Annotated in this window: 20 protein-coding genes and 1 tRNA gene; 13 read left to right on the forward strand and 8 right to left on the reverse strand. The window is 39.8% G+C overall.

Features of this window, described 5'->3' with window-relative positions; genetic code table 11:
- Positions 1–65 precede the first annotated feature (65 nt).
- Positions 66–1,220, forward strand: coding sequence for a DUF58 domain-containing protein (locus ACE1CA_RS16605; protein ID WP_413276756.1), 1,155 nt, complete (start codon positions 66–68; stop codon positions 1,218–1,220).
- Between the two features lie 3 nt (positions 1,221–1,223).
- Here ACE1CA_RS16605 and ACE1CA_RS16610 read toward each other — a convergent pair whose 3' ends face one another.
- A complete protein-coding gene (locus ACE1CA_RS16610; protein ID WP_486517411.1) occupies positions 1,224–1,487 on the reverse strand; it encodes an isopentenyl pyrophosphate isomerase in 264 nt (87 codons plus the stop codon).
- 41 nt (positions 1,488–1,528) lie between these two features.
- Between ACE1CA_RS16610 and ACE1CA_RS16615 the strand changes: the two genes are divergently transcribed.
- Together ACE1CA_RS16615 and ACE1CA_RS16620 are read left to right on the forward strand one after the other, a co-directional pair.
- Positions 1,529–2,719 (forward strand): NAD(P)/FAD-dependent oxidoreductase, encoded by a 1,191-nt coding sequence (locus ACE1CA_RS16615; protein ID WP_413281559.1) that lies wholly within the window; start codon positions 1,529–1,531, stop codon positions 2,717–2,719.
- 170 nt (positions 2,720–2,889) lie between these two features.
- Positions 2,890–3,141, forward strand: coding sequence for a DUF7219 family protein (locus ACE1CA_RS16620; protein WP_413281557.1), 252 nt, complete (start codon positions 2,890–2,892; stop codon positions 3,139–3,141).
- Between the two features lie 64 nt (positions 3,142–3,205).
- On the opposite strand, the gene ACE1CA_RS16625 is transcribed toward ACE1CA_RS16620, so the two are convergent.
- Complete coding sequence (locus ACE1CA_RS16625) at positions 3,206–3,862, reverse strand: MBL fold metallo-hydrolase (protein ID WP_413281556.1); 657 nt, start codon at positions 3,860–3,862, stop codon at positions 3,206–3,208.
- A 3-nt stretch (positions 3,863–3,865) separates the two neighbouring features.
- On the opposite strand from ACE1CA_RS16625, the gene ACE1CA_RS16630 reads away from it, so the two are divergent.
- From ACE1CA_RS16630 to ACE1CA_RS16650, 5 genes are all read left to right on the forward strand, one after another.
- Positions 3,866–5,371, forward strand: a complete 1,506-nt coding sequence (locus tag ACE1CA_RS16630; protein ID WP_413281555.1) for a site-2 protease family protein — start codon at positions 3,866–3,868, stop codon at positions 5,369–5,371.
- Between the two features lie 36 nt (positions 5,372–5,407).
- Positions 5,408–5,480 (forward strand) — tRNA-Arg (locus ACE1CA_RS16635).
- A gap of 214 nt (positions 5,481–5,694) precedes the next feature.
- On the forward strand, positions 5,695–8,151 hold the full coding sequence (locus ACE1CA_RS16640; RefSeq protein ID WP_413281554.1) for a dynamin family protein: 2,457 nt from the start codon (positions 5,695–5,697) through the stop codon (positions 8,149–8,151).
- Between the two features lie 81 nt (positions 8,152–8,232).
- Positions 8,233–9,108, forward strand: coding sequence for a hypothetical protein (locus ACE1CA_RS16645; protein ID WP_413281553.1), 876 nt, complete (start codon positions 8,233–8,235; stop codon positions 9,106–9,108).
- A gap of 15 nt (positions 9,109–9,123) precedes the next feature.
- Positions 9,124–10,386 carry a hypothetical protein gene (locus ACE1CA_RS16650; RefSeq protein ID WP_413281552.1) on the forward strand — a complete coding sequence of 421 codons (1,263 nt, stop codon included), beginning with the start codon at positions 9,124–9,126 and terminating at the stop codon, positions 10,384–10,386.
- Positions 10,387–10,452: 66 nt separating this feature from the next.
- On the opposite strand, the gene ACE1CA_RS16655 is transcribed toward ACE1CA_RS16650, so the two are convergent.
- The 5 genes from ACE1CA_RS16655 to ACE1CA_RS16675 form a co-directional block, all read right to left on the reverse strand.
- Complete coding sequence (locus ACE1CA_RS16655; RefSeq protein WP_413281551.1) at positions 10,453–11,058, reverse strand: hypothetical protein; 606 nt, start codon at positions 11,056–11,058, stop codon at positions 10,453–10,455.
- On the reverse strand, positions 11,058–11,405 hold the full coding sequence (locus ACE1CA_RS16660) for an STAS-like domain-containing protein (RefSeq protein WP_413281550.1): 348 nt from the start codon (positions 11,403–11,405) through the stop codon (positions 11,058–11,060). The genes ACE1CA_RS16655 and ACE1CA_RS16660 overlap by 1 nt, the downstream gene beginning before the upstream one ends.
- A gap of 14 nt (positions 11,406–11,419) precedes the next feature.
- Positions 11,420–12,985 (reverse strand): circadian clock protein KaiC, encoded by a 1,566-nt coding sequence (gene kaiC, locus ACE1CA_RS16665; RefSeq protein ID WP_413281549.1) that lies wholly within the window; start codon positions 12,983–12,985, stop codon positions 11,420–11,422.
- An 81-nt stretch (positions 12,986–13,066) separates the two neighbouring features.
- The gene (kaiB, locus tag ACE1CA_RS16670; protein ID WP_073594531.1) at positions 13,067–13,384 is read right to left on the reverse strand and encodes a circadian clock protein KaiB; all 318 of its coding nucleotides are present in this window, start codon (positions 13,382–13,384) and stop codon (positions 13,067–13,069) included.
- 56 nt (positions 13,385–13,440) lie between these two features.
- Positions 13,441–14,373, reverse strand: coding sequence for a circadian clock protein KaiA (locus ACE1CA_RS16675; RefSeq protein WP_413281548.1), 933 nt, complete (start codon positions 14,371–14,373; stop codon positions 13,441–13,443).
- Between the two features lie 254 nt (positions 14,374–14,627).
- Between ACE1CA_RS16675 and ACE1CA_RS16680 the strand changes: the two genes are divergently transcribed.
- The 3 genes from ACE1CA_RS16680 (at position 14,628) to ACE1CA_RS16690 (ending at position 19,092) form a co-directional block, all read left to right on the forward strand.
- Positions 14,628–14,864, forward strand: coding sequence for a hypothetical protein (locus tag ACE1CA_RS16680; protein ID WP_413281547.1), 237 nt, complete (start codon positions 14,628–14,630; stop codon positions 14,862–14,864).
- Positions 14,803–18,213 carry an ATP-binding response regulator gene (locus ACE1CA_RS16685; RefSeq protein ID WP_413281546.1) on the forward strand — a complete coding sequence of 1,137 codons (3,411 nt, stop codon included), beginning with the start codon at positions 14,803–14,805 and terminating at the stop codon, positions 18,211–18,213. The genes ACE1CA_RS16680 and ACE1CA_RS16685 overlap by 62 nt, the downstream gene beginning before the upstream one ends.
- Positions 18,214–18,462: 249 nt before the next feature.
- Positions 18,463–19,092 carry a 4Fe-4S single cluster domain-containing protein gene (locus ACE1CA_RS16690; RefSeq protein WP_413281545.1) on the forward strand — a complete coding sequence of 210 codons (630 nt, stop codon included), beginning with the start codon at positions 18,463–18,465 and terminating at the stop codon, positions 19,090–19,092.
- A 126-nt stretch (positions 19,093–19,218) separates the two neighbouring features.
- Here ACE1CA_RS16690 and ACE1CA_RS16695 read toward each other — a convergent pair whose 3' ends face one another.
- Positions 19,219–19,794: a Uma2 family endonuclease gene (locus ACE1CA_RS16695; RefSeq protein ID WP_413281544.1), complete on the reverse strand. Its 576-nt coding sequence runs from the start codon at positions 19,792–19,794 to the stop codon at positions 19,219–19,221.
- Positions 19,795–19,922: 128 nt separating this feature from the next.
- On the opposite strand from ACE1CA_RS16695, the gene ACE1CA_RS16700 reads away from it, so the two are divergent.
- Both ACE1CA_RS16700 and ACE1CA_RS16705 read left to right on the forward strand, forming a co-directional pair.
- A complete protein-coding gene (locus ACE1CA_RS16700; protein WP_413266650.1) occupies positions 19,923–20,267 on the forward strand; it encodes a hypothetical protein in 345 nt (114 codons plus the stop codon).
- A complete protein-coding gene (locus ACE1CA_RS16705) occupies positions 20,264–20,449 on the forward strand; it encodes a hypothetical protein (protein WP_413281543.1) in 186 nt (61 codons plus the stop codon). The genes ACE1CA_RS16700 and ACE1CA_RS16705 overlap by 4 nt, the downstream gene beginning before the upstream one ends.
- The last annotated feature ends 28 nt before the right edge of the window (positions 20,450–20,477 follow it).

Here is a 20,477-nt window from a genome sequence, read left to right on the forward strand (position 1 = left end):
CATTGTTTTAAGTACGGGCAATTCATGAATTGCCTCTAAGTTTCCTGAGCTAAAAGGTAATCTATATGAGAATAGCGCATCGTCTTGCAGATTGGTTAGAACGTCGTTGGGTTGTACCTGCTTATAGTGGTTGGGTGTTAGGGGGTTTTTCCATCTGTTTTTTAGCAGCAGCTATAAATACTATGGCTGGATGGCTGTATGTAATTAGTGGCATCAGTTTTGCTTTACTGGTTATAGCGGCAACTTTGCCAGTCCGATCGCTCAAAGGCATTCAAGTCCAACGACTCCCCATTCAACCAATTAGTGCTGGCGACGAACTGAGTGTAGAAATAGAATTACACAATCACAGTTCTCAACCAAAAACTTTACTGCAAATTAAAGATTTAATACCTTTTATTCTCGGTCAACCTATCTCTGGCGTTATCGAAACAATTTTGCCGGGACAAACTCATCGTTGGGTTTATTACCAACCAACCCAACAACGTGGAGTTTACCGCTGGCATACGATTCAATTACGCACTGCTACGCCTTTAGGTTTATTCTGGTGTCGGCGAGAACGTCAACTTCCCACGACAGCGATCGTTTATCCTACTGTTTTACCCTTAACTATCTGCCCTTTGATAGATGAAATCGGGCAAGAAGATAGTCCGCAATATTTTAGTCGCGATCGTCGTTCCCAACTAGCAAATCAGGACTTAACGCGATCGCTTCGTCCCTACCGTTGGGGAGATCCCTTCCGCTTCGTTCACTGGCGCACTAGTGCCCGCTACGGCGAGTTGCGCGTCCGAGAATTAGAAGTATTTACAGGCGGTCAAGAAGTAGTTATTTGTTTAGACAGCGCCAGTCCTTGGAATGCCGAAAACTTTGAACAAGCAGTAATTGCCGCTGCTTCCTTATATTTTTACGCCACACGCACGCAACTAAGCGCTAAACTTTGGACAGCCAGCACTGGTTTAGTCCAAGGTCATCGCGTAGTTTTAGAAGCACTAGCATCAGTTAACTTTAGCGAAACCCCTGGTAACACCCCTCCACCAAATCAACCAATTGTTTGGTTAACTCCCAATTCTCTAAGTCTTAACTCATTACCCGCTGGTAGTCGCTGGCTATTATGGCCCGATCGCGCCACCTCACCAAAAACAATAGTCAAGGAACGCCCAGGCATCCTAATTCAACCAGAACAACAATTGCAAACTCAACTACAGTCAGGGATCAGGGGGTAGGGGTTAGGGGTTAGGGGTTAGGGACTGGGGAGATGAAGAGGTGGGGGGGTGGGGAGGTAGGGGGATGGGGGGAGTTTCTAGTTCTAGATCTCTCCCCATCTCCCCATCTCCCCATCTCCCCATCTCCCCATCTCCCCATCTCCCCATCTCCCCATCTCCCCATCTCCCCATCTCCCCATCTCCCCATCTCCCCATCCCCCCATCTCCCCATCTCCCCATCTCCCCCAGTCCCCAGTCCCCAGTCCCCAGTCCCCAGTCCCCAATCACCTTGCTATCCTGAAAGGAGTCCCCCTGCTAAGACTTCAACCATGAGCAAACAACCTGCGCGTATTTGTATATTAGGTGGAGGCTTTGGTGGTCTCTACACGGCTTTACGTTTGGATTCGCTACCTTGGGAAGGAGAGGAAAAACCGGAAATTGTCCTGGTCGATCGCAGCGATCGCTTCGTCTTCACTCCCCTACTCTACGAACTGATTACTGAAGAATTACAAGCTTGGGAAGTTGCACCCAGTTTTAGTGAAATTCTCAGAACCACAAATATTCGTTTTTGTCAAGGGATTGTTTCGGGAATCGATATCGAACAGCAACGAGTTCAATTGCAGGATAGCCCAGAAATACCTTATGACAAGCTAGTTTTGGCTTTGGGTGGGGAGTCTCCTTTGGATATAGTACCGGGCGCTTCTGCTTATGCTTTTCCCTTCCGTTCCTTAGCAGATGTTAATCGTCTCGAAGAAAGATTGCGAGTTTTAGAAGCTTCGGACAAAGATAAAATTCGCGTGGCGATCGTCGGTGCAGGTTATTGTGGTGTGGAGTTAGCTTGCAAATTAGCCGATCGCTTGGGCGACAGAGGGCGCTTTCGACTGATCGAACAAGCCGATAAAATCCTGCGAACATCCCCAGAGTTTAACCGGGAAACTGCACTTAAAGTATTAAATACTAAGGATATTTGGATTGATTTAGAAACTACAGTTGATTCGATTACACCTGATAGTATTTCTTTACTTTATAAAGGACAAATAGATACAATTCCCGCTGAATTAGTAATTTGGACGGCAGGAATGCGGGGGTCTAATCTAGTGAAAATTTTACCCTTGCAACAAAACCAACGCAGCCAGTTAACTACTACATCAACTCTGCAAGCGATCGATCGTCCAGAAATCTTTGTTTTAGGAGATTTAGCAGATTGTCGGGATGTTGAAGGTGAACAAGTACCCGCTTCTGCCCAAGCAGCTTTTCAACAATCGGATTTTGTGGCTTGGAATATTTGGGCGGCTTTAAGCGATCGACCCTTACTCTCTTTCCGCTATCAAAATACAGGCGAAATCCTCATTTTAGGCACTCAAGATGCCACTCTCAGTAGTATGGGTTTGCAATTAAGCGGTCAGTTAGCTTATACTTTACGTCGTCTGATTTATCTTTACCGAATGCCTAGTTTAAATCACCAATTGCGCGTCGGTGTGAATTGGATAGCTAACCCAATCTTGGAATTATTCACCTAAAAACATTGAATCCATTGGCTATAGTGCTGAGTAGAGATTCTCGATCGCTACTCCGCACTTTTAGCTTGTAAAACGATTTAGTTTAATTTTTTAAGATTAACTTTAGATTAAGATTGGGTTAATTAAACCAAATGCTAAGTTGTCACCATGAGGAAACTGGGTAAAAAAAGATGACAGATTCCAAAGATTTTCTTTACCCCAGAGGTCGTTATTACGGCAAATTCAACCCAGAGTACTTGGCGTTTGATGCAAATTTGCAAGAGTTTGCCCAACGAATAAGTTACATTTGCGCTCTGCAAACTAACGGTAAAATCTCTGCTGAGGAAGCTTACCAACAAATTAAGAGTCTTTGGCAACAGCTAAAAAGCTCAAAGCAACAACTAGGTATCGACGAACCGGAAGAATCAGATGATGAAGATTAAAAGATAAATTTTTGATTGAAATCCACAAAGTTTCCCAATCCCCAGTCCCCAGTCCCTAAAGCCTTTAGATCGAAGGTTGTGTTTCCAGCATTGCCTCCAAATCCAAAGCTGCTATGTGGTGATAAGCTTGTTCGATGACTCGTTTGCCTCGGAGAAAGCCTGTGTTGGCACCGGGACAAAGGTAGTTTAGCGTGTTTGGGGAAAAGCGATCGCGCAACCAAGCCACACTCCGCAATTGTCGCCGCCAATGAAAAGTCTTAGAAGTTCGCAAAGGCACAGGTAAACCTTGCTGATTGGGCAACAGGTGACGACCAGAAAATAATACACCTCCTTGAGCGATCGAATAAACACAGGAAGAACCAGGAGAATGTCCAGGTGTCCAGATAACTTGAATCTGCGGAGTCAGGTGAAAATCTTGTTCAAAAGTCGTTACCTCTAAATCAGGCAAAAGATAAGCTTCCTGTTCTTGAATTAAAACTTGACAATCGAAAGCTGCTTGAATCTCCTTTACCTTACCAATACCGCCTCGGTGAGTGAGGATTAACCAAGAAACACCACCCTGTTCTTGCAAAAATTGTTGATTTTCTTTATCCCAAGCCGGACAATCGATCAAAAAGTTGGTTTGGTTTTCTACAATAAGGTAGGCTGTTGCTCCCAACGTATCACGATTGGGTGGAAAGGCAGAAATAGTGTCCAAGACAGCCCTTGCTAGTTTGGACATAACATGATTCTCATATTGCTCGTATTACTGGGAATAGCTACTTACTTTATCGTGAAGCGTAGCGTCGCTGGCATCACCACAACGCCTGTTTGGTTATTGTGGTTGGTAATGATGGCACCACCGTTCGTTTGGACTGGCTGGATTTTAGCTTATGGCAGAAATCAACCAATGCCAGCATTTTTGTTACTTGGTGTGTTCTTTGCTTCGTTAATTTTGTACACTTACCTGATTCAAAAGGGAAGAATACAACCGCAAGCGAAAGCAAATCAGACAACAAATAACTCCAAGACACCAGAAACAGCGAAGCCAGCTGATGCCGAAGCTGCAAAAGTACGCCCCATCAATAAAGAAGAGGAAGCACAACTGCGAGATTGTTTCCCTTGGTCAGTGTACTACCTGCAAGACTTAGAGTACCATCCCCAAGCGGTAATTTGTCGGGGACATTTGCGAGCTAAATCTGAGGAAGCTTATCAAACGATTCGCGGTAATATTGAGGCTAGGTTTGGCGATCGCTTCCTAGTCATCTTTCAAAATAGTTTCAACGACCAACCCTTCTTTGCCCTAGTTCCCAACCCCCAAGCCCACCCCGAAGCTAAACGTCGAAACGCCAACTTATACCGCCCCGGACTAGCCTTAACATTGTTGTTAATTACCCTCTTTACCACCACAGTCATTGGCACAGAAATCGCAGGCGTTACCGTCAAAGCTCTCCAATCCGACCCCAGTTTATTACTCAAAGGCTTACCATATTCATTAGCACTAATGACCATTTTGGGTGTTCACGAAATGGGTCATTACCTCATGGCGAAACGCTACAAAATTCTCACCACATTGCCCTATTTCATTCCCATCCCCTTTTTCCTGGGAACTTTTGGCGCATTTATCCAAATGCGAAGTCCCGTACCCAACCGCAAAGCTTTATTCGATATCGGAATTGCAGGCCCATTAGCAGGTTTTATCGTTACATTACCCCTGCTATTTTGGGGTTTGGCTAATTCTAGCGTTGTACCACTGCCAGAAAGGACAGGAATATTACAATTTAATGCCTTGATTCCCAACTTTTCAATTTTGTTAGCTACCTTAAGTAAACTAGCTCTAGGTAACGAACTCACCGCCAAAACCGCCATTAATCTTCATCCAGTAGCCGTAGCTGGTTACATAGGTTTAATCGTCACAGCCTTAAACTTAATGCCAGTGGGACAACTCGACGGTGGTCACATCGTCCATGCCATGTTCGGACAAAAAAGAGCAGCTGCCATTGGTCAACTTGCTCGCTTGCTGTTGCTATTTGTCTCTTTAATACCGATACTTTTCCAAGTGACGCTAATTCCCAGAGACTTTCTATTATGGGCAGTATTCCTGTTTTTGATGCCTGTGTACGACGAACCAGCACTCAATGATGTAACAGAATTAGACAACAAGCGAGACTTGTTCGGGTTACTTTCCTTAGCACTACTGTTGTTAATCATTTTGCCCGCACCTCAATTCTTAATCCAATTGTTGAATTGATAAGCCAGCAAAGTGCTATAATGAGTAATATTGTGTGGGCACGTAGCTCAGTGGATAGAGCACCAGGTTCCGGTCCTGGGTGTCGGGGGTTCAAATCCCTCCGTGCTCGTTTTATTTTTTAGTGTTAATTATTTGATTGTTGGACACAGGTTAGTGACCTGTGTATTTTTATTGGGAAGTTTGAGAAACTATTGAATTTAGGGCGTTTTGGCTGTTTGGGTAGTTAGTGCGATCATAACCAATGAAGCGGTTTATACTGTTATATATGTATTGGAAGTGGTGGCGATCGATCGAACTTGAGAGTAATTTAGAGAGAAAACCAAATGGAACTTGATACAGAAACTCAGTTAAACAACACTCGCAACCTTTTACAAGAATTAGGTAACTCAGTCTCTAGTTTAGTCAATTCATCCCCTGATGTTTTTGAAGATCAAAGCATTAAATCTTGCCTAAGAGATTTTTTAAATGTTTATCAAGAAGCAGTCCAACGACTAGAGAATCCTAGTTTTCGGATTGCTACTATTGGGACAACATCTTCTGGAAAATTAACGATCGTTAATGCACTCATTGGTCGAAAAATTGCCCCGATTGAAGCAGGGGAAATGAGTGGTGGAGTACTAACCCTCAAACATTCTCAAGAACAAAGATTAATTATTGAACAAACAGAGGATGCTGCTTGGGATACGGGTGAATGGACGGGATTAAATGATGAGGATTTATACCAGCGGATTCGCGCAGTTATGCACTGCTATCATGATGCACGTAAAAAACGGGAGTATGTTGCTCCACAAATAGCCGCTTATGTTCCTCTTTTACCAGGTTGCGATCGCTCTTTTCTAGGTTTACCGAAAGGTATAGGAATTGAATTGATTGATTTACCTGGACTAAAATCTGTTCAAGATCGGACTAATTTAGCAACTATCCAAGAGCAAGTTAATAAAGCTTTTAGCTTGGTAGCCTTGGATTATTTGCAAGTCGATGATAAGCACAGACAACGCTTATTAGAAGAGTTAAAGAAAGTTGTCGAATACCTACAAGGTCGCACAGATTCGATGATTTTTATTTTAAATCGAGTCGATCAGCGAGGAGCAGATGATTTACCTCTGTCAGTGCGAATTGATAAGTTAAGAGAAGAAATTAAAGAGGTATTATCACTTCCAGAACTTCCTGATGTTCTCCCTTTTAATGCTCGTCTTTTATATTATGCTCAGTGTGCTTGGGGTTCAGGAGCTTTGAACGAACCATCTCTGATAAATCAGGAGGTACGGCTAGAACTTCTGAAATATATGTTCCAAGATTGTGCAGGGGTTATTAAGTTAAATACTAAAGAAAACCGAAGCTTAAAAAATTGGTTTCGCAATCTTGAAGATCAGGTAGAAGATAATGAACCTATTGATGATGAAATCATGCGGCAAATTCTTCGCCATGCCCTAGAATGGAGTGGTGGTAGAGAACTTTGGACTCGCTTCCGTCTGCGCGTTCAAAAATCTTTTGCTGAACTGGTAATACTTCCGGCGTTAGTCGAAGTATTCGATAACTATAATGCTTTAGCAGAATCTCTGGATATTCTGATTCAAACGCGAAAGATTTACAATCAAGAGCAAGTTCAACAAGAAAGAGAGAATATTGCTAGAATCCGTCAAGATTTGCAGAAAAACATAAAAAAGATTGGGCAAGAATTTAAGGGCGAAATTGAACAACTAATAGAATGGTTGAAAAGCGATGATCCGAATGACCTGATTAAGTTTAAAGAAACAGTTGAAAAAAAAGGATTTGATGGCTTTTCCCTAATTTTTGATGTTGTTAACGATGTAGAAGGAGACTTGACTAAAGTTTTAATTGCTCCAGTTCGTGATGCTCTTAAGAATAACGAAGGAGCTTTTGAACTCAAAGATAAACTAGGAGAAGTTACATCACCTTCATTAGCTGATGACATTGCTAAAGCTTACGATAATGTTAGTCGAAGACTCAGTAAATTTGCTACTGATTCAGAATACTTGATTAAGCGTGTACGGGCTGATAATGATAAAGGGAAAAAAGAACTTGAGCATGATGAACGCTATGTTCGCCTCTTATATCACATCATAAGACAAGCTATATCCGTCAGAGCGGAGTTTGTTCTTCAATCGAAAGCCCAACAATTTGAAAAAACTTTACAATTACTGGTTGATGAACAAGTTAAAAGATTACAAGTTTGTTTATCTGACGAAAATTTTTCGTCCGTTAACCTTGAGCAAGCAGCAATCAGTAATTTACGCAAAAATTTAGCTCAAAATTTGCCAGCTTTACCTGAGAAGTTTTTTGAACTTCCAGATACCATTAAACAAGAGCGTTCCAAAAAAACAGAAGTTGTTGGTACAAAAACAGAAAATGAGAACTATACAGAGTATTATCAAGATGGTTCTTGTTTTTCTAGTACAAAATCGAGAACAAAAACACGATCTGTAACTCGTGACATTTACGAGGATATTGAGTATGTTGAACTTTTTCTCCCTTCTCCAGATTTAATGGGCAAACAATGGTCAAGTGGAATTGAGAAAGGAAGAGAAAGTTTGTGGGATATTTTACTTGAGTGGATTCTCAAACGATTAGATTATGTAACTAGTGTGTTTGAAGAATCAGTTGATGAAATTACTAATCTAGCGGAACGTGCTTTGCAACAGCAATTAACTATAATTGAGGAAAACTTTGAATATGAAAAGCAGTTTTGGCATAATTTTGAAGAGCAAAAAGATAAAGCTACAGAAGTCTGTCAAAGGTTAAAAGATGATTGTCATTAATCTTAAGCCGACTGTTACATAGTTTTAGGGAGCAAGATGCTCCCACTCTAAACAATCTGTTTTTGGGGATTAAGATTTTATATGTTTGCTGAACAATTAAACCGAGTAACTGAACGAGTACGAAGAGAATTACAAGGTAGTAATTCTCTTGATTTATATTTGTCTTACTCTACTAGGATTTGGTGCGAAGAGCTTGATATAAACAAAGATGTGGCTGACTATATTCTAAGAGGTTATCGTCAGCATGAAATCACGGAATTAACAAATTATATTTATCAAGAATGGGAACAAAAACAGGAAGAAGAAAAAGATTTGCTTGGATGGTTTAAAGGAAATCGTAAAATAAGTCAATTATATAGTTTGGCAGTTTTTAATCTAATAAAAGGGAGGAATGAAAACGTGAGATTTATTATAATTATTGCTTTCTGTGTTACGGCAATTGGTTATTTTATTTATAAACTCAATCAACAAAAAAGACAACAAACAACTTATAGAGAAGATTCAGTAAAAGATAATTCTAATTATTTGGCTTCTGGCGCTTCTACAGTTCAAAACTCTTCAATTCAAATAATTAATAAACAGTTTTTAGTTTTAGTAGTTTCTGCTTCACAAACAGATTTTGTTGAATCGCTAGCAGCAAAAGGACGCATTGATTTTAAGGATGGGGAATCACTTTATGAAATCACTAAATATTTGTGGTTAGGATCTGAAAATGAATTCTCTCAAAGAGTAGCTAATATCGATCGCTATGCAGTCTCAAAAGGAAAAGAATCAGAATATGATATTTATCTAGTCTATATCGAGCTAAATCAAGCTGATGAAAGATTCAGATCCAATGTCAATCAACTAGATAGATATGATGCTTTCCGTAAGTTAGCTGATTTAGCAGTTGATCTTAAAATATCTTCTAGATTGCAAATGGAAGCATACGAAAATATCGGAGTTTATAATCGTTAAAAAGGAGTAATTAAAATGCTGATTGATACCACTCTTTTAGTTAACTGTCCAGAAATTATTAAAGGTTTATTAGATGGCTCAATGAAACGATACGGAAGCGTAATTCGCTGGGCTCCGGGTACAGAAAATGCAGGTCAAATTATCCGCCATCTAGCTGAAACTCCTGGTTTAACTGATAAAATAACGACCCTTCCATTTTCTCCCATCTTAGGAGGAATTGATATTATCGGTCATGGAATGACTTATCATAAATTAATTGGCATTGAACAAACCTTATCCTCAGTCATGGGATTAACTCAAATTGCTGCGGGTGCGAGTGTTTTAAATCTCGGTGTCAATATTGCTGGCTTCGCCTATATGGGCTATAAATTGCACCAAATTCAAAAATCTTTAGGCGTTCTTCAACAGTCGATGGAAGAAGGATTTAACCGAGTTGAAGCGGGGTTAAATCGAGTTGAAAATCGCTTAGATACTATCTCAGGACAACTCGCTTATCTTTATTTATTAGTAGAAGATAGCCGCCAAAAACAACAAAGCCTTGCTAAAGCGATTTCTCATCTGCATCAAGCAATGTTAATTCAAGAAATTGCTGCTTTAACTGCTGAACTTGACGATCGCAAACGCTTTCCCAATGAATCAGTGAGAGAATCTTTAAAAGTTGCTTCCAGAGTTCGATTATTTTTATCTAATCAAGCCATGCAATCTACTCCAGAATTAGATGCAGAAATTATGCTTAATAGTGATGTTTCTATTCAAGGTTGGGCGGTAGCAACAGCCACAGAAGTAAATCTGCTTCTAGAAATTGGTCAACATCAAGAAGCAAAAGAATTACTAGCTGTGGAAGTACCCAAGTTTCAACAAGTCGCCCAACAATGGGGAACAGAATTAATCAATGAAGAAAACTCTTATTTATCAACGGCTTATCGGTTTACCCATTCTCGATTTAATAAATATATTACTTCCGAAAGGGTAGAAAGAATTACCGAGATTTATTCAAGCGATCGCGCCTTATCTCCTGAACAAATTCGCCGCAAAAAAACCAATGTTGATGTAGAGTTGGAAATGTCCTATAGTTCTTCTAAATTTGATGAAGTTTGGACACATCGCCAAATAGCTGTAGCTGAATATTTAGATACTCTCAGCGAACTTTCAGCAAGATTAGACAGTTTACAGAATTTTGCCGCTTTATGTGAAAGTCTAAATGTTAAAAGCAGTAAGGAAATTTTACCTGACGCTAATGCTGAATCTGGATTATATATTTTACCTGCGAAACAATAATGCTTTCAATCATCACTATCTTCTATGGAAATCTTTCTTTTCGCCATTTATCGATCGCACCTTCAGTTAGCGAATTAAAAGCTTACTTTGGGTTCCTGCTGCTGTAAGCACATTCCGATTCGCAGTAAAAACCCTAATACCAGGAACGGTTACATAATCACCATCATCTGTGATTATTTGAACGATTCCTGCTTTATCCATTGCTTCTAAAATGAGCAAATCGTAGCCATCAAGCGGTTGAGTGGAAAATCTAGTTAAGGCATTGTTTGTAATAGCTTCATCAACTGTTATATCAGTGGAGACAGCTATAGATATAACCTGACTCCAAGCTGCTTGAATTTCAGCTACCATATTAGCTCTTTCTGCTGGATAATTATGACGGTATTCCTTTGGTTTTAAGGTAGAAGAAAAGATTTGTTTTTCTGTTTGCTCTATATTATGGGCTAACTCAGATAAAGAAAGACCACAGTATAAAAGCAGTGATTGAGCCGCGAGAGCTTTTGCTATATAAGTGGGATAGTCTGTAATTTGATAGTAGTTTGCTGAAGTACTAGCTTTGGTATAAGTCAACCAATACCAAACATTTGTATCCACTAAAAAAATATCATCCTTCTTTGGTTGGTCAGACTGAATATTAACGACTTCAGCTTGAACTATATAGTTGACTGCCATTAGAGACTATTTGCCAGTTCGCTAACAACTTCGTCTATTGCTTTGCGAATCTTTTCATTTGAGTAATACTGCTGGGAATTTTCCATAACTCGCTGGAGTACTTGTTTACCGATCGCATTAAGGTGAGAAAATTTTAGCAGACGATTTAAGGTATCTGAGGAAATATCCTTAAGTAACTGTCCAATAGCAAAGTTGAAGAAAGGAGATGCAAAAATATCTACGCCAGCAAAGTCAAGCTCTACAGGACGATTTGCCATCAGTTCAGGATAAATTAGATTGTACACCTTCTGACCTTCTTCGGGGGTCATACAAGCTTTGCCTATTAGGTCGTATATGTTGTGTTTCATGTTTTAGGCTCCCATTAAGTTTCTGTATCCGTACTTGTTTTACCTTGCACTCCTTTGAGAATCCGAGAAAGTTCGCTTTTTTCATCAACGCTAATTCGAGAAGGTGAACCACTAATAATTCTTTCAAAGTTGCGGAAAGTATCTTTAATTTCTGGGCCTTTTTCACTGATAGTATATTCTCGAATGCCTTTGTCATGCCAGGAACCGCGCATTTTAAAGACGTTAATTGCACGGGACATTTCGCCGCGAATTTCTACATATTGCAGCATTAAAATGGTGTCTGTAATGGTGGAAATATGGGAATCTGTAATGGAATGTGAACCCATAAATTGATCGGTGGTGTTGGTGAAAAAGCCTGTTATTTCTTCTTGTTTGGCAAATCCAGTTACACCAATTACAAATTGCCGAAAGGCGTTGTTACTAACTCCTCTAGCTAAAGCTGATAAGGAATCAATGGCAATTCTGGAAGGTTTAAATTGAGCGATTTCTAATTTGATAATTTGTAAATGGTCTTCTAATCCGGCTGATTCTGGGTAAGCACAAATGATTTTTAATAAACCTTTTTGTTCTAAATCTTCAAAATCAATTCCCCAAGAATAGGCGTTGCGGGAAAGTTGGGCGCGAGATTCTTCATAAGCGAAAAGAATTGCTCTTTCGCCACGCATACAAGCGTCTTGTAAAAATTTACTAACTAGGAGGGTTTTACCTGTACCTGTAGCTCCGGTTGCGAGGATAATTGAATCTTTGAAGAAACCGCCTCCACACATTTCGTCTAATGTTTTCACGCCGGAAGATACTCTGGCATTAGATGAACGTTGAGTTAGGCGCATTGCTCCTAATGGGAAGATGTTAATTCCTTCGCCTGTAATTGTGAAGGGATATTCGCCTTTCATGTGAGTAGTACCGCGCAATTTTAAAATTTCAATTGTGCGGCGACGGCGTTCTCCTTCTAATACGTTGCGAACAATTACTACGTTATCGGAAACGAATTCTTCTACTCCAAAACGCGCTACTGGACCATATTCTTGTTCGCGTTCTGTGGTCATGATTGTAGTAACACCTACTTGCTTTAATCTGGCGACTAGGCGAAAGATTTCTCGGCGGACTACAGAGGCGGCATCATATTGTTGAAATACGGCGGTTACGGAATCAATAGAAACTCTTCTAGCTTTATATTTACGAATGGCATATTGTAGTCTTTCAATTAGGGCGGAAAGGTCAAAACTGCCGACTACATCTTGTCCTTCTGGGTCGGGAGAAGCGTCTAATATAAATAGTTTGCCGTCGTCTATTAATTGTTGTAAATCCCAACCAAAGCTGGAGGCATTTTTGATAATATCTGTTGGGGATTCTTCAAAGGTGACAAATACGCCTGCTTCATCGAAATTAATGATGCCATGATAAAGAAATTGAATTGCGAGTAAGGTTTTGCCAGTTCCCGATGTACCGCTAACTAATGTGGTTCTACCGACTGGTAAACCTCCGTGACTAATGTCATCAAATCCCTCGATGAGGGTACGAATTTTTTCGACTCCTATTTTGATTCGATTCGGTTGTTTATTTTGACTACTTTTACTCATTGTTTGGCTCGTAAGAGATAAAATATTTTACTATAAACCAAGGGCGGTATTATAGCTTACCATAAAATGGTATAGAGAACTCTATAGTTCTAGTTGTTCTTCTTCTCGCAGTTCTTCATAAAGTAAATCTAACCCAATTAATACTTTTTCTCGATCGGACAAGTCGCCGATAATTTTCCGTACTGGTGGAGGCAGGATTTTAGCAAGGGTGGGAGTGGCTAAAATTTTATCTTCTTCTGCTAGTTGAGGATTTTTTAATACATCAATAACTTTCAGGGCGTAGACACCTTGAAATTCTTCTTCAAGAATGTTCTTTAGTGTTTTTAAAGCTCTGACTGAGTTTGGGGTATTTCCAGCCACATAAAGTTTGAGAACGTAGGTTTTTTTGAGCGGATTCATGACGAGTTTTGCTTAAAATGATACGAGGTATAGACTAAACTTAAACAAGTTGGTTTTCAAGAGTCTTTTGGTAACGATCGACGATACATTTCACAAAGATGAGCGATAACATCGATTAAGGTGAGGCGGTAATCTAGGAGAATTTCATCACCGCGCCCTTCCAGTTTTAGTTGTTTAGAAATTTCATCCATTAATTCCATGTGAATCTCTACGATATAAGTAACGGAAATATCTGCAAAAAAGGCTACATTTACGAATTCATCTATTTTTTGATTAAGATTGCTATTGCTGACAAAGTATTCTAAAACGATTTGCCGATATGCAGCTTTTAAGTTATCGATAAACTCTTGTCTTTCTGCTGAAGGAAGGTTGCGGAAAAAGTTTTGGGAGTTTCGCTTGTAATACACACCTAAGTATCCTAATCGTTCCTTCAGTTTTTCAGCTAGTCGGCGTTGCTGCTGAAGCAGAAGATTTTCTTCCTCTGGGATGGTATCAATGTCGGAGTTAGTTTCCCGCCAAGGGGCTACTGAAGAGAGCTTGAGGAAGTTAGCGATCGCTTCGTCAATATAATGTTTTATGTGGTTAAGTTGGCTATGGTAAACCAGGACAGCAGCATTGTAATAAAAAAAGCTCCCTTCTCTTGATGTTAGCTCTTTGCCAGGGGTTTTTGGCGCGGGGGTAGCATCTTGGTTTTCATCGCTTTTCTGGGCAAGGGAACTATTCTCTGTGGCTGGGGAATCTGATTTTAAGACGACCAATGGGAGGAGAGTTCCCTGAGAGTATAACTGATTAACCAATGAGAGTAAATCTGGGGTATCCTCCAGAATCAGGCAGTCTAAGACTTGCTTTTCCTGCTCTACAAATTGTAAAAACTCTGTTGGCAATCGATGTTGACTCAGCATATACCGTTCGTCGCTCAAATATTCTTGGAGCGATCGAGCTAGAGTTTCGGAATACAGTAATGTACAGATAGTAAGTGACAATCGCACTCTTGTTTTGCGCTATAAAGGTAAAATTGTTGTATAATGCCGACCTGAATTCAGGATGGCGCTTGCGTGAATAAATCAACACAATCTTTAACATTAAGCTAACATTTATTGAATTGTCATTAATTGTAATTGCCCAGACATAAGTAATTTTAAAGCTGGGGTCATAATTGATATAGGCTCAATAAAAACGTGCTTAACTATACTGATTCGCTTTGCCCCTGCTACAGTTTTGCTTCGATTCTAAATTAGAGGCAGTGCCTACCCTCGCTGTAGCCATTAAGTCGGGAAGAGAGAAACGAACCAGAGAATTTTCAGTGAGGGAGGCAATTTCAGCTGTTTTACCCGGTCAGCGAGAAAGCTTACGCTATGCCAAGCCCCTGTGTCAAAGAATTTATCGCATTGGTTCCCAGTTGTACCCAGAAGACTGTTTTGGGGACGATACTGGATATTTTCCAGCAGAACGAGTGCGATCGCATTGTGGTAATAAGTGAAGAAGATACTCCTTTAGGAGTATTACATCTGTATAGTCTACTGCCTTACCTGCGAGAAAGAAAAGCAAAGAAATCCTCTTCTGTTTCGTCAACAACTGCAAAACCGGAGACTCAAGGAAAAACTGCTTCCTCTCGTTCTCACAGAACAGCAAGCAAATCAAGTTTACTCCAGCCTTTATCAGAATTAGATTTATCAGTCATCACCCCGTTGATTACTTTACCTGCTGAATTTAGTTTGCGGGAATTTTGGCCCTATCTGCAAAATGAAATTTCCCGCTTAGAAAAAACTCAAGATTTGGGTTTAGTTAATTTGGCTGGTAAATTTTTGGGATTGTTGGATATAAAAACTTTGTTAGAATTTATTGCAACTAATTTATCAGATTTGCAATTAAATCAGGACTCACTTAATTTAGCTAAAGTAGCACTGACAAATCAGCGAAATTTACCTGACGAAGTAGCAGCATTAAATTCTCTAATGCAACTTTTGGAAAGATTACCTCTGCCTTTAATGTTGCAAACTGGAAAAGGGCAATCAGTCAAACAAAATTTGGCTTGGCGACAATATTTTGATTCCTTGCAAGATGCTGATTGGTTGCGACAAGAGATTGCCGAATTATTAGAGTTTTTGCCTTCGGAAGAACAAGGAAAATTGCCAAGGGAATTTCATTATTGCCCGGAAAAAGCCAATAATTGGTATGATAACGAACAGGAAAGATTTGCTGCACCTGTTTCTTTGCCTAAATTGTGCGAGTTAGGGAATAATCCTGATAGCTGCACTTGTGTTTGTCCGATGCAAAATGGGACAGAAAGAGTTTGGCAGTTTGTGAAAATACCTTTGGGTAATGTGTTAGCTGATACAGAGTTGTCGCTGAGGGAAGCAAATTTATCAATAGATTTTTCGCAGGCAAATGAGTTTCGATTAGCTAACTTAATTTCGCGGAATATATTGGGGGAAACAGAGGATAATACGACTTCAGCAGCACAGAAAAGTTTGTCACATAATGATTTGTGGTTAGTGTTGGCGCAGGATGTTACTGAGTCGCACCAAGTAGCTAAGGAGTTGGCGGCTAAAAATGCGGATTTAATGCAATTAAATCGGTTGAAGGATGAGTTTTTAGCTTGTATTAGTCACGAACTAAAAACACCGTTAACGGCGATTTTAGGTTTGTCGAGTTTGTTGAAGGATCAAGTATTAGGAGAATTGAACGATCGCCAAGCCCGTTATACCAGATTAATTCATCAAAGCGGTCGTCATTTAATGACTATTGTTAATGATATTTTAGACCTGACTCGGATGGAAACGGGACAGCTAGAGTTAATGTTAGCACCAGTGGATATTCAGGCGGTGTGCGATCGGGCTTATCAGCAATCTCGCCAAATCCATTTAAGCAGAAAAAGTGGCGATCCTGACGACATAAATTCTAACGAACCAGAAACTAAATTTACATTAACAATTGAATCCAGATTAGATAGCTTAGTTGCCGATGAAATGCGTCTGCGACAAATGTTAGTTCACCTATTATCTAACGCCTTAAAATTTACCGAAGTAACCGGACAAATTGGCTTAAGAGTGAGTTACTGGGAAGGTTGGATTGCTTTTACAGTTTGGGATACAGGGATTGGCATTCCCGAAGACAAACAACACTTGATTTTTCAGAAGTTTCAACAATTGGAAAATCCCCTAACTCGCCAGTTTGAAGGAACGGGATTAGGGTTAGTTTTAACCCAACGTTTAGCCAGGTTACATGGTGGAGATGTTAGCTTTACATCTAAACCTGGAAGCGGGAGTGAATTTACATTATTATTACCTCCTAGTCCTCCCAATAGTCACTGGGAAATGGAAGCGGAAGGAAAGGGTGAAAAGTTCTCTTTTAATGCAACTGGAATTAACACTACAGCTAACTTATCGATTACCAGTATTTCCTCTCGTTTAGTTTTAGTGGTGGAATCAATTCCCAGATTAATTGAAGATTTAAGCCAACAACTTTCTAGTTTAGGTTATCGAGTGGTAATTGCGCGATCGGGAACTGAAGCATTAGAAAAAGCCCGCAGATTACAGCCTTATGCTATTTTCTTAAATCCCCTATTACCTTTGCTTTCTGGTTGGGATGTCTTAACTTTATTAAAAGCATCTCCCCAAACTCAACATATACCCGTAGTTGTGACTGCTAGCCGAGGAGAAAAAGAATATGCGTATAGCAAACGTGCAGATGGCTTTTTATCTTTACCAGTGCAACAAGATAGCCTGAAACAAAGTTTAGAAAAAATCACTCACCCAGTCAAATCCCAACAACAATCAAGCAATATTAGCTTGACAATTCTCCGCCTAAATGCGGGGGATAAAAATCTAGAATCGCGAATTCGCAGTCCTAATTATCCCCCTAATTCTGATTCTGATTTGAGTAACTTATTACATCAACATAATTATCGAGTCTTAGAAGCTGATGATTTAGTGCAAGCAGAATTGTTAGCAAGAATTTGGCAACCTCAAGTAGTTTTATTAGAGGGTAAAATCGTCGAACCGCAAAGTTATTTAGAGCAATTAATTGAGTACCAAGCTTTAGCTAGTCTCCCGTTAGTGACGATGGATGAAGCAACTACCCACGCTGCGTTACAAGTAGGAAATAAAGAGGAGAATACGACTTTACAAGTGTATCCTTGTTTGGGCATTAATGGAGCTTTGCCGGAAGCTAATATTTTGCTACAAGCAATTCAAGTTGCTGCGGGTATTAGCTGCAAATTTACTATTTTGGTGGTTGATATTTCCACGATGCCAGATTTAGGCAAGAGTTTTACTAATGAACCGTCGGAAAATCGATCGCCAGCAGGTAATTCTAAAAAACGTACAGAATGGTTGCAAGCTTTAATTCAATATTTACAAACGGCTGGTTTAAAAGTTGTAACAGGTCAATCTTGGGCAGAAGTTTTACAACAAGCGCAACATTACAGCGTAGATTTACTATTAATTGATTTTGGTAATAGTACAGCGAATTCAACTTTAGTAAAAGCGTTAAGCGATTTACGTCAAGTAGCCCAAAGACCTCCGACAATAGTGTTAGTTAGACAAGGTGGAAAACCTCAAAATGAAAGGATAAGTAATAGTGAAAATCCTTCCCAAGGTTTAACTAATTCTGCTGGAGAGACAGCAGCTTACCACTTAGATTTTTGGGCTTCTACTTTGGGTGATGTAGCAACTAGTATTTTACCTAGTTCAATTTCAATGGAGGATTTGTTGAATCAAATTAGACATACATTATTGCAGGCGAACTCTTCTAGAGCTAATCCTCAACTATGTGTAAATAAATTAGTGAGAACTTATCAGCAAACCCGATCGATCGATTTTTCATAAACTCGCCCTGCGGTTAAAACCGTGCCTCCGCAGGTTTCAAAAATGGTTATTTCTAAATAGTCCGCGCCGACGGACTTTGTTTGTGTAGTTGCGGTTTTAACCGCCAAACTATTTTCAAACTTAATTCTTCTTTAACTTTGTGGGGAAATTGTTTCAGTTCATCACAAACTCGCCCAAATTTGAGAATTCAATGGCACTATTTAACACAGAGGAAGTTTCTTAAGCTTCCGAGTATAAGGAGCAGCAGTGATGAAAGAACAAAAAGCTAACCAATACATGGAACTTCTGGAAATTCCCCCAGGATATGTAAATATTATGGGCTATGTGGATGAATCAGAAGTTAATGGCCCTGGCTGTCGTGCGGTAATTTGGGTACAGGGATGTTTGCGGGAATGTCCGGGTTGTTTTAATCCGGCTTCTTGGTCTTTTGAAATTAATGATTTAGTATCTATTGATAGTTTGGTTCACCGAATTTTAAGTAATCCAAAAAATACTGGCGTAACTTTTTCTGGTGGGGAACCTTTTTGGCAAGCTTCGGCTTTAGCTAGTGTAGCAAAACAGGTGCGGGCGGAAGGGTTAAATGTCATGTCGTTTACTGGTTTTACTTTAGAACAATTGCGATCGGAATATGCCCCCGCTGGTGCTCATGAATTGCTGGAACAATTAGATATACTAATTGATGGCCCTTATGTGCAACATTTGGCTGTGCATTCTCCTGATTGTCCGGTAGCTTCTAGTAATCAAAAAGTTCACGTTTTTAATCCAGCTTTAAAAGATAAAATTTCTTGGGCGAGTGACCAAATTGAAATTCACATTTTGAAAGATGGGAGTCGAATTGTAACTGGTTATTATGGTCAGTTGCAGTTGGATGAGGCGTGAGGGAAAGTGGGAGAAAGGGCGATCGTATAGTTGATTATAGAGCGAATTAACCCCACCCCAAACCCCTCCCCGTCCACAGGGAGGGGCAATGATTAAAAGCAATTTTATAGAGAATTAATATCACTTTCAATAAATATTTAAACTCAAACTAAATCCCGGTAATACATCTTCTCCTAACAATTCAGTTGGTAAATTTCGCACTTCTACCGCTTGTCCTAAACGATAAATTTCCACCTGTTGCTGTTGGGGATTAATCAACCAACCCAATTTTACTCCAGCATCCAAATATTCCAACATTTTCTCTTGCAACGTTGACAAATTATCTGTTGCTGACCTTAATTCAAGTACAAAATCTGGTGCAATAGGGGGAAATTTCCGCCTTTGTTCTGGTGTCAAAGCTTCCCAACGTTCGCGCCTAATCCAAGCAGCATCAGGAGATCTGTCAGCACCATTTGGTAACTTAAAAACAGTAGAAGAACTGAAAGTGTAACCGAGTTGAGTTTGCCGATTCCAATTTCCTAAATCAATAATTAAATCAGCTTCTCGATTACCACTTTCTCCGCCAACTGGTGGCATAATAATTAATTCTCCTTTTGCATTGCGTTCAAAATTCAACTCGCGGTTATTTTGGCAAAGTTGATAGAATTGTTCATCAGTTAAATCAACTGTATTTAGGTTTAATTTTAGGGTTGTGAGTATCATATTGCCTCGAATACATCACTAAATTTCATAGCTTGCAACACTCGTTGATATGCTAAAATTACCATATTAGAGAATTACTTGTGATGTAGCGCAAAGGAAAATGGCTAATAAAGTTTAACAATTCAATTATGGCAAAGTTACCTAGAGAAACAACGGAAACAGTATTAAACCTGAAACGACAATTAATAGATATTCTTGATGAAGCTACAGCAACAGAGTTTGTTATCTTTGAAAGTTTTGGAGAGACAGATGAAACTCTCCCATTCTTAGATGAGATGAAAAGTGTAGCAGAACAAGCAACATCCAGGTTTTCTCAACTCTCAGCGCTACAACTTCGGATTGGAGAAGCTCAACCCAATGCCTCTGCTGATATATTAGAGTTACTAGCACAGGGAATTGCCCAAACCCAACAGAGGATTCCTGCTTGGGAGCGTAGTATCCAAGAGGTGAAACTTGAATGGAACCTGCCATGACTAATCAACCACGCATTCCAAATCCAGAAACACGCGCACGTCTCCTTAGTTCTTTGCGCCAAACTCGCTTGGAATTGGAAGAGTTTGGTTTACAACTAGAGGAAGTTATTGCGGGATTAGAAAAACAGATTCGTGAGCAAAAGTTACAGCGGATAGAGAAAGCAAAGCAAAAACTGAAGTAAGTCAATTGAAATTACAAGATTTGACTTT

The sequence above is a fragment of the Floridaenema evergladense BLCC-F167 genome, from assembly GCF_041929205.2.
In the GTDB taxonomy this organism is placed as follows: domain Bacteria; phylum Cyanobacteriota; class Cyanobacteriia; order Cyanobacteriales; family Aerosakkonemataceae; genus Floridanema; species Floridanema evergladense.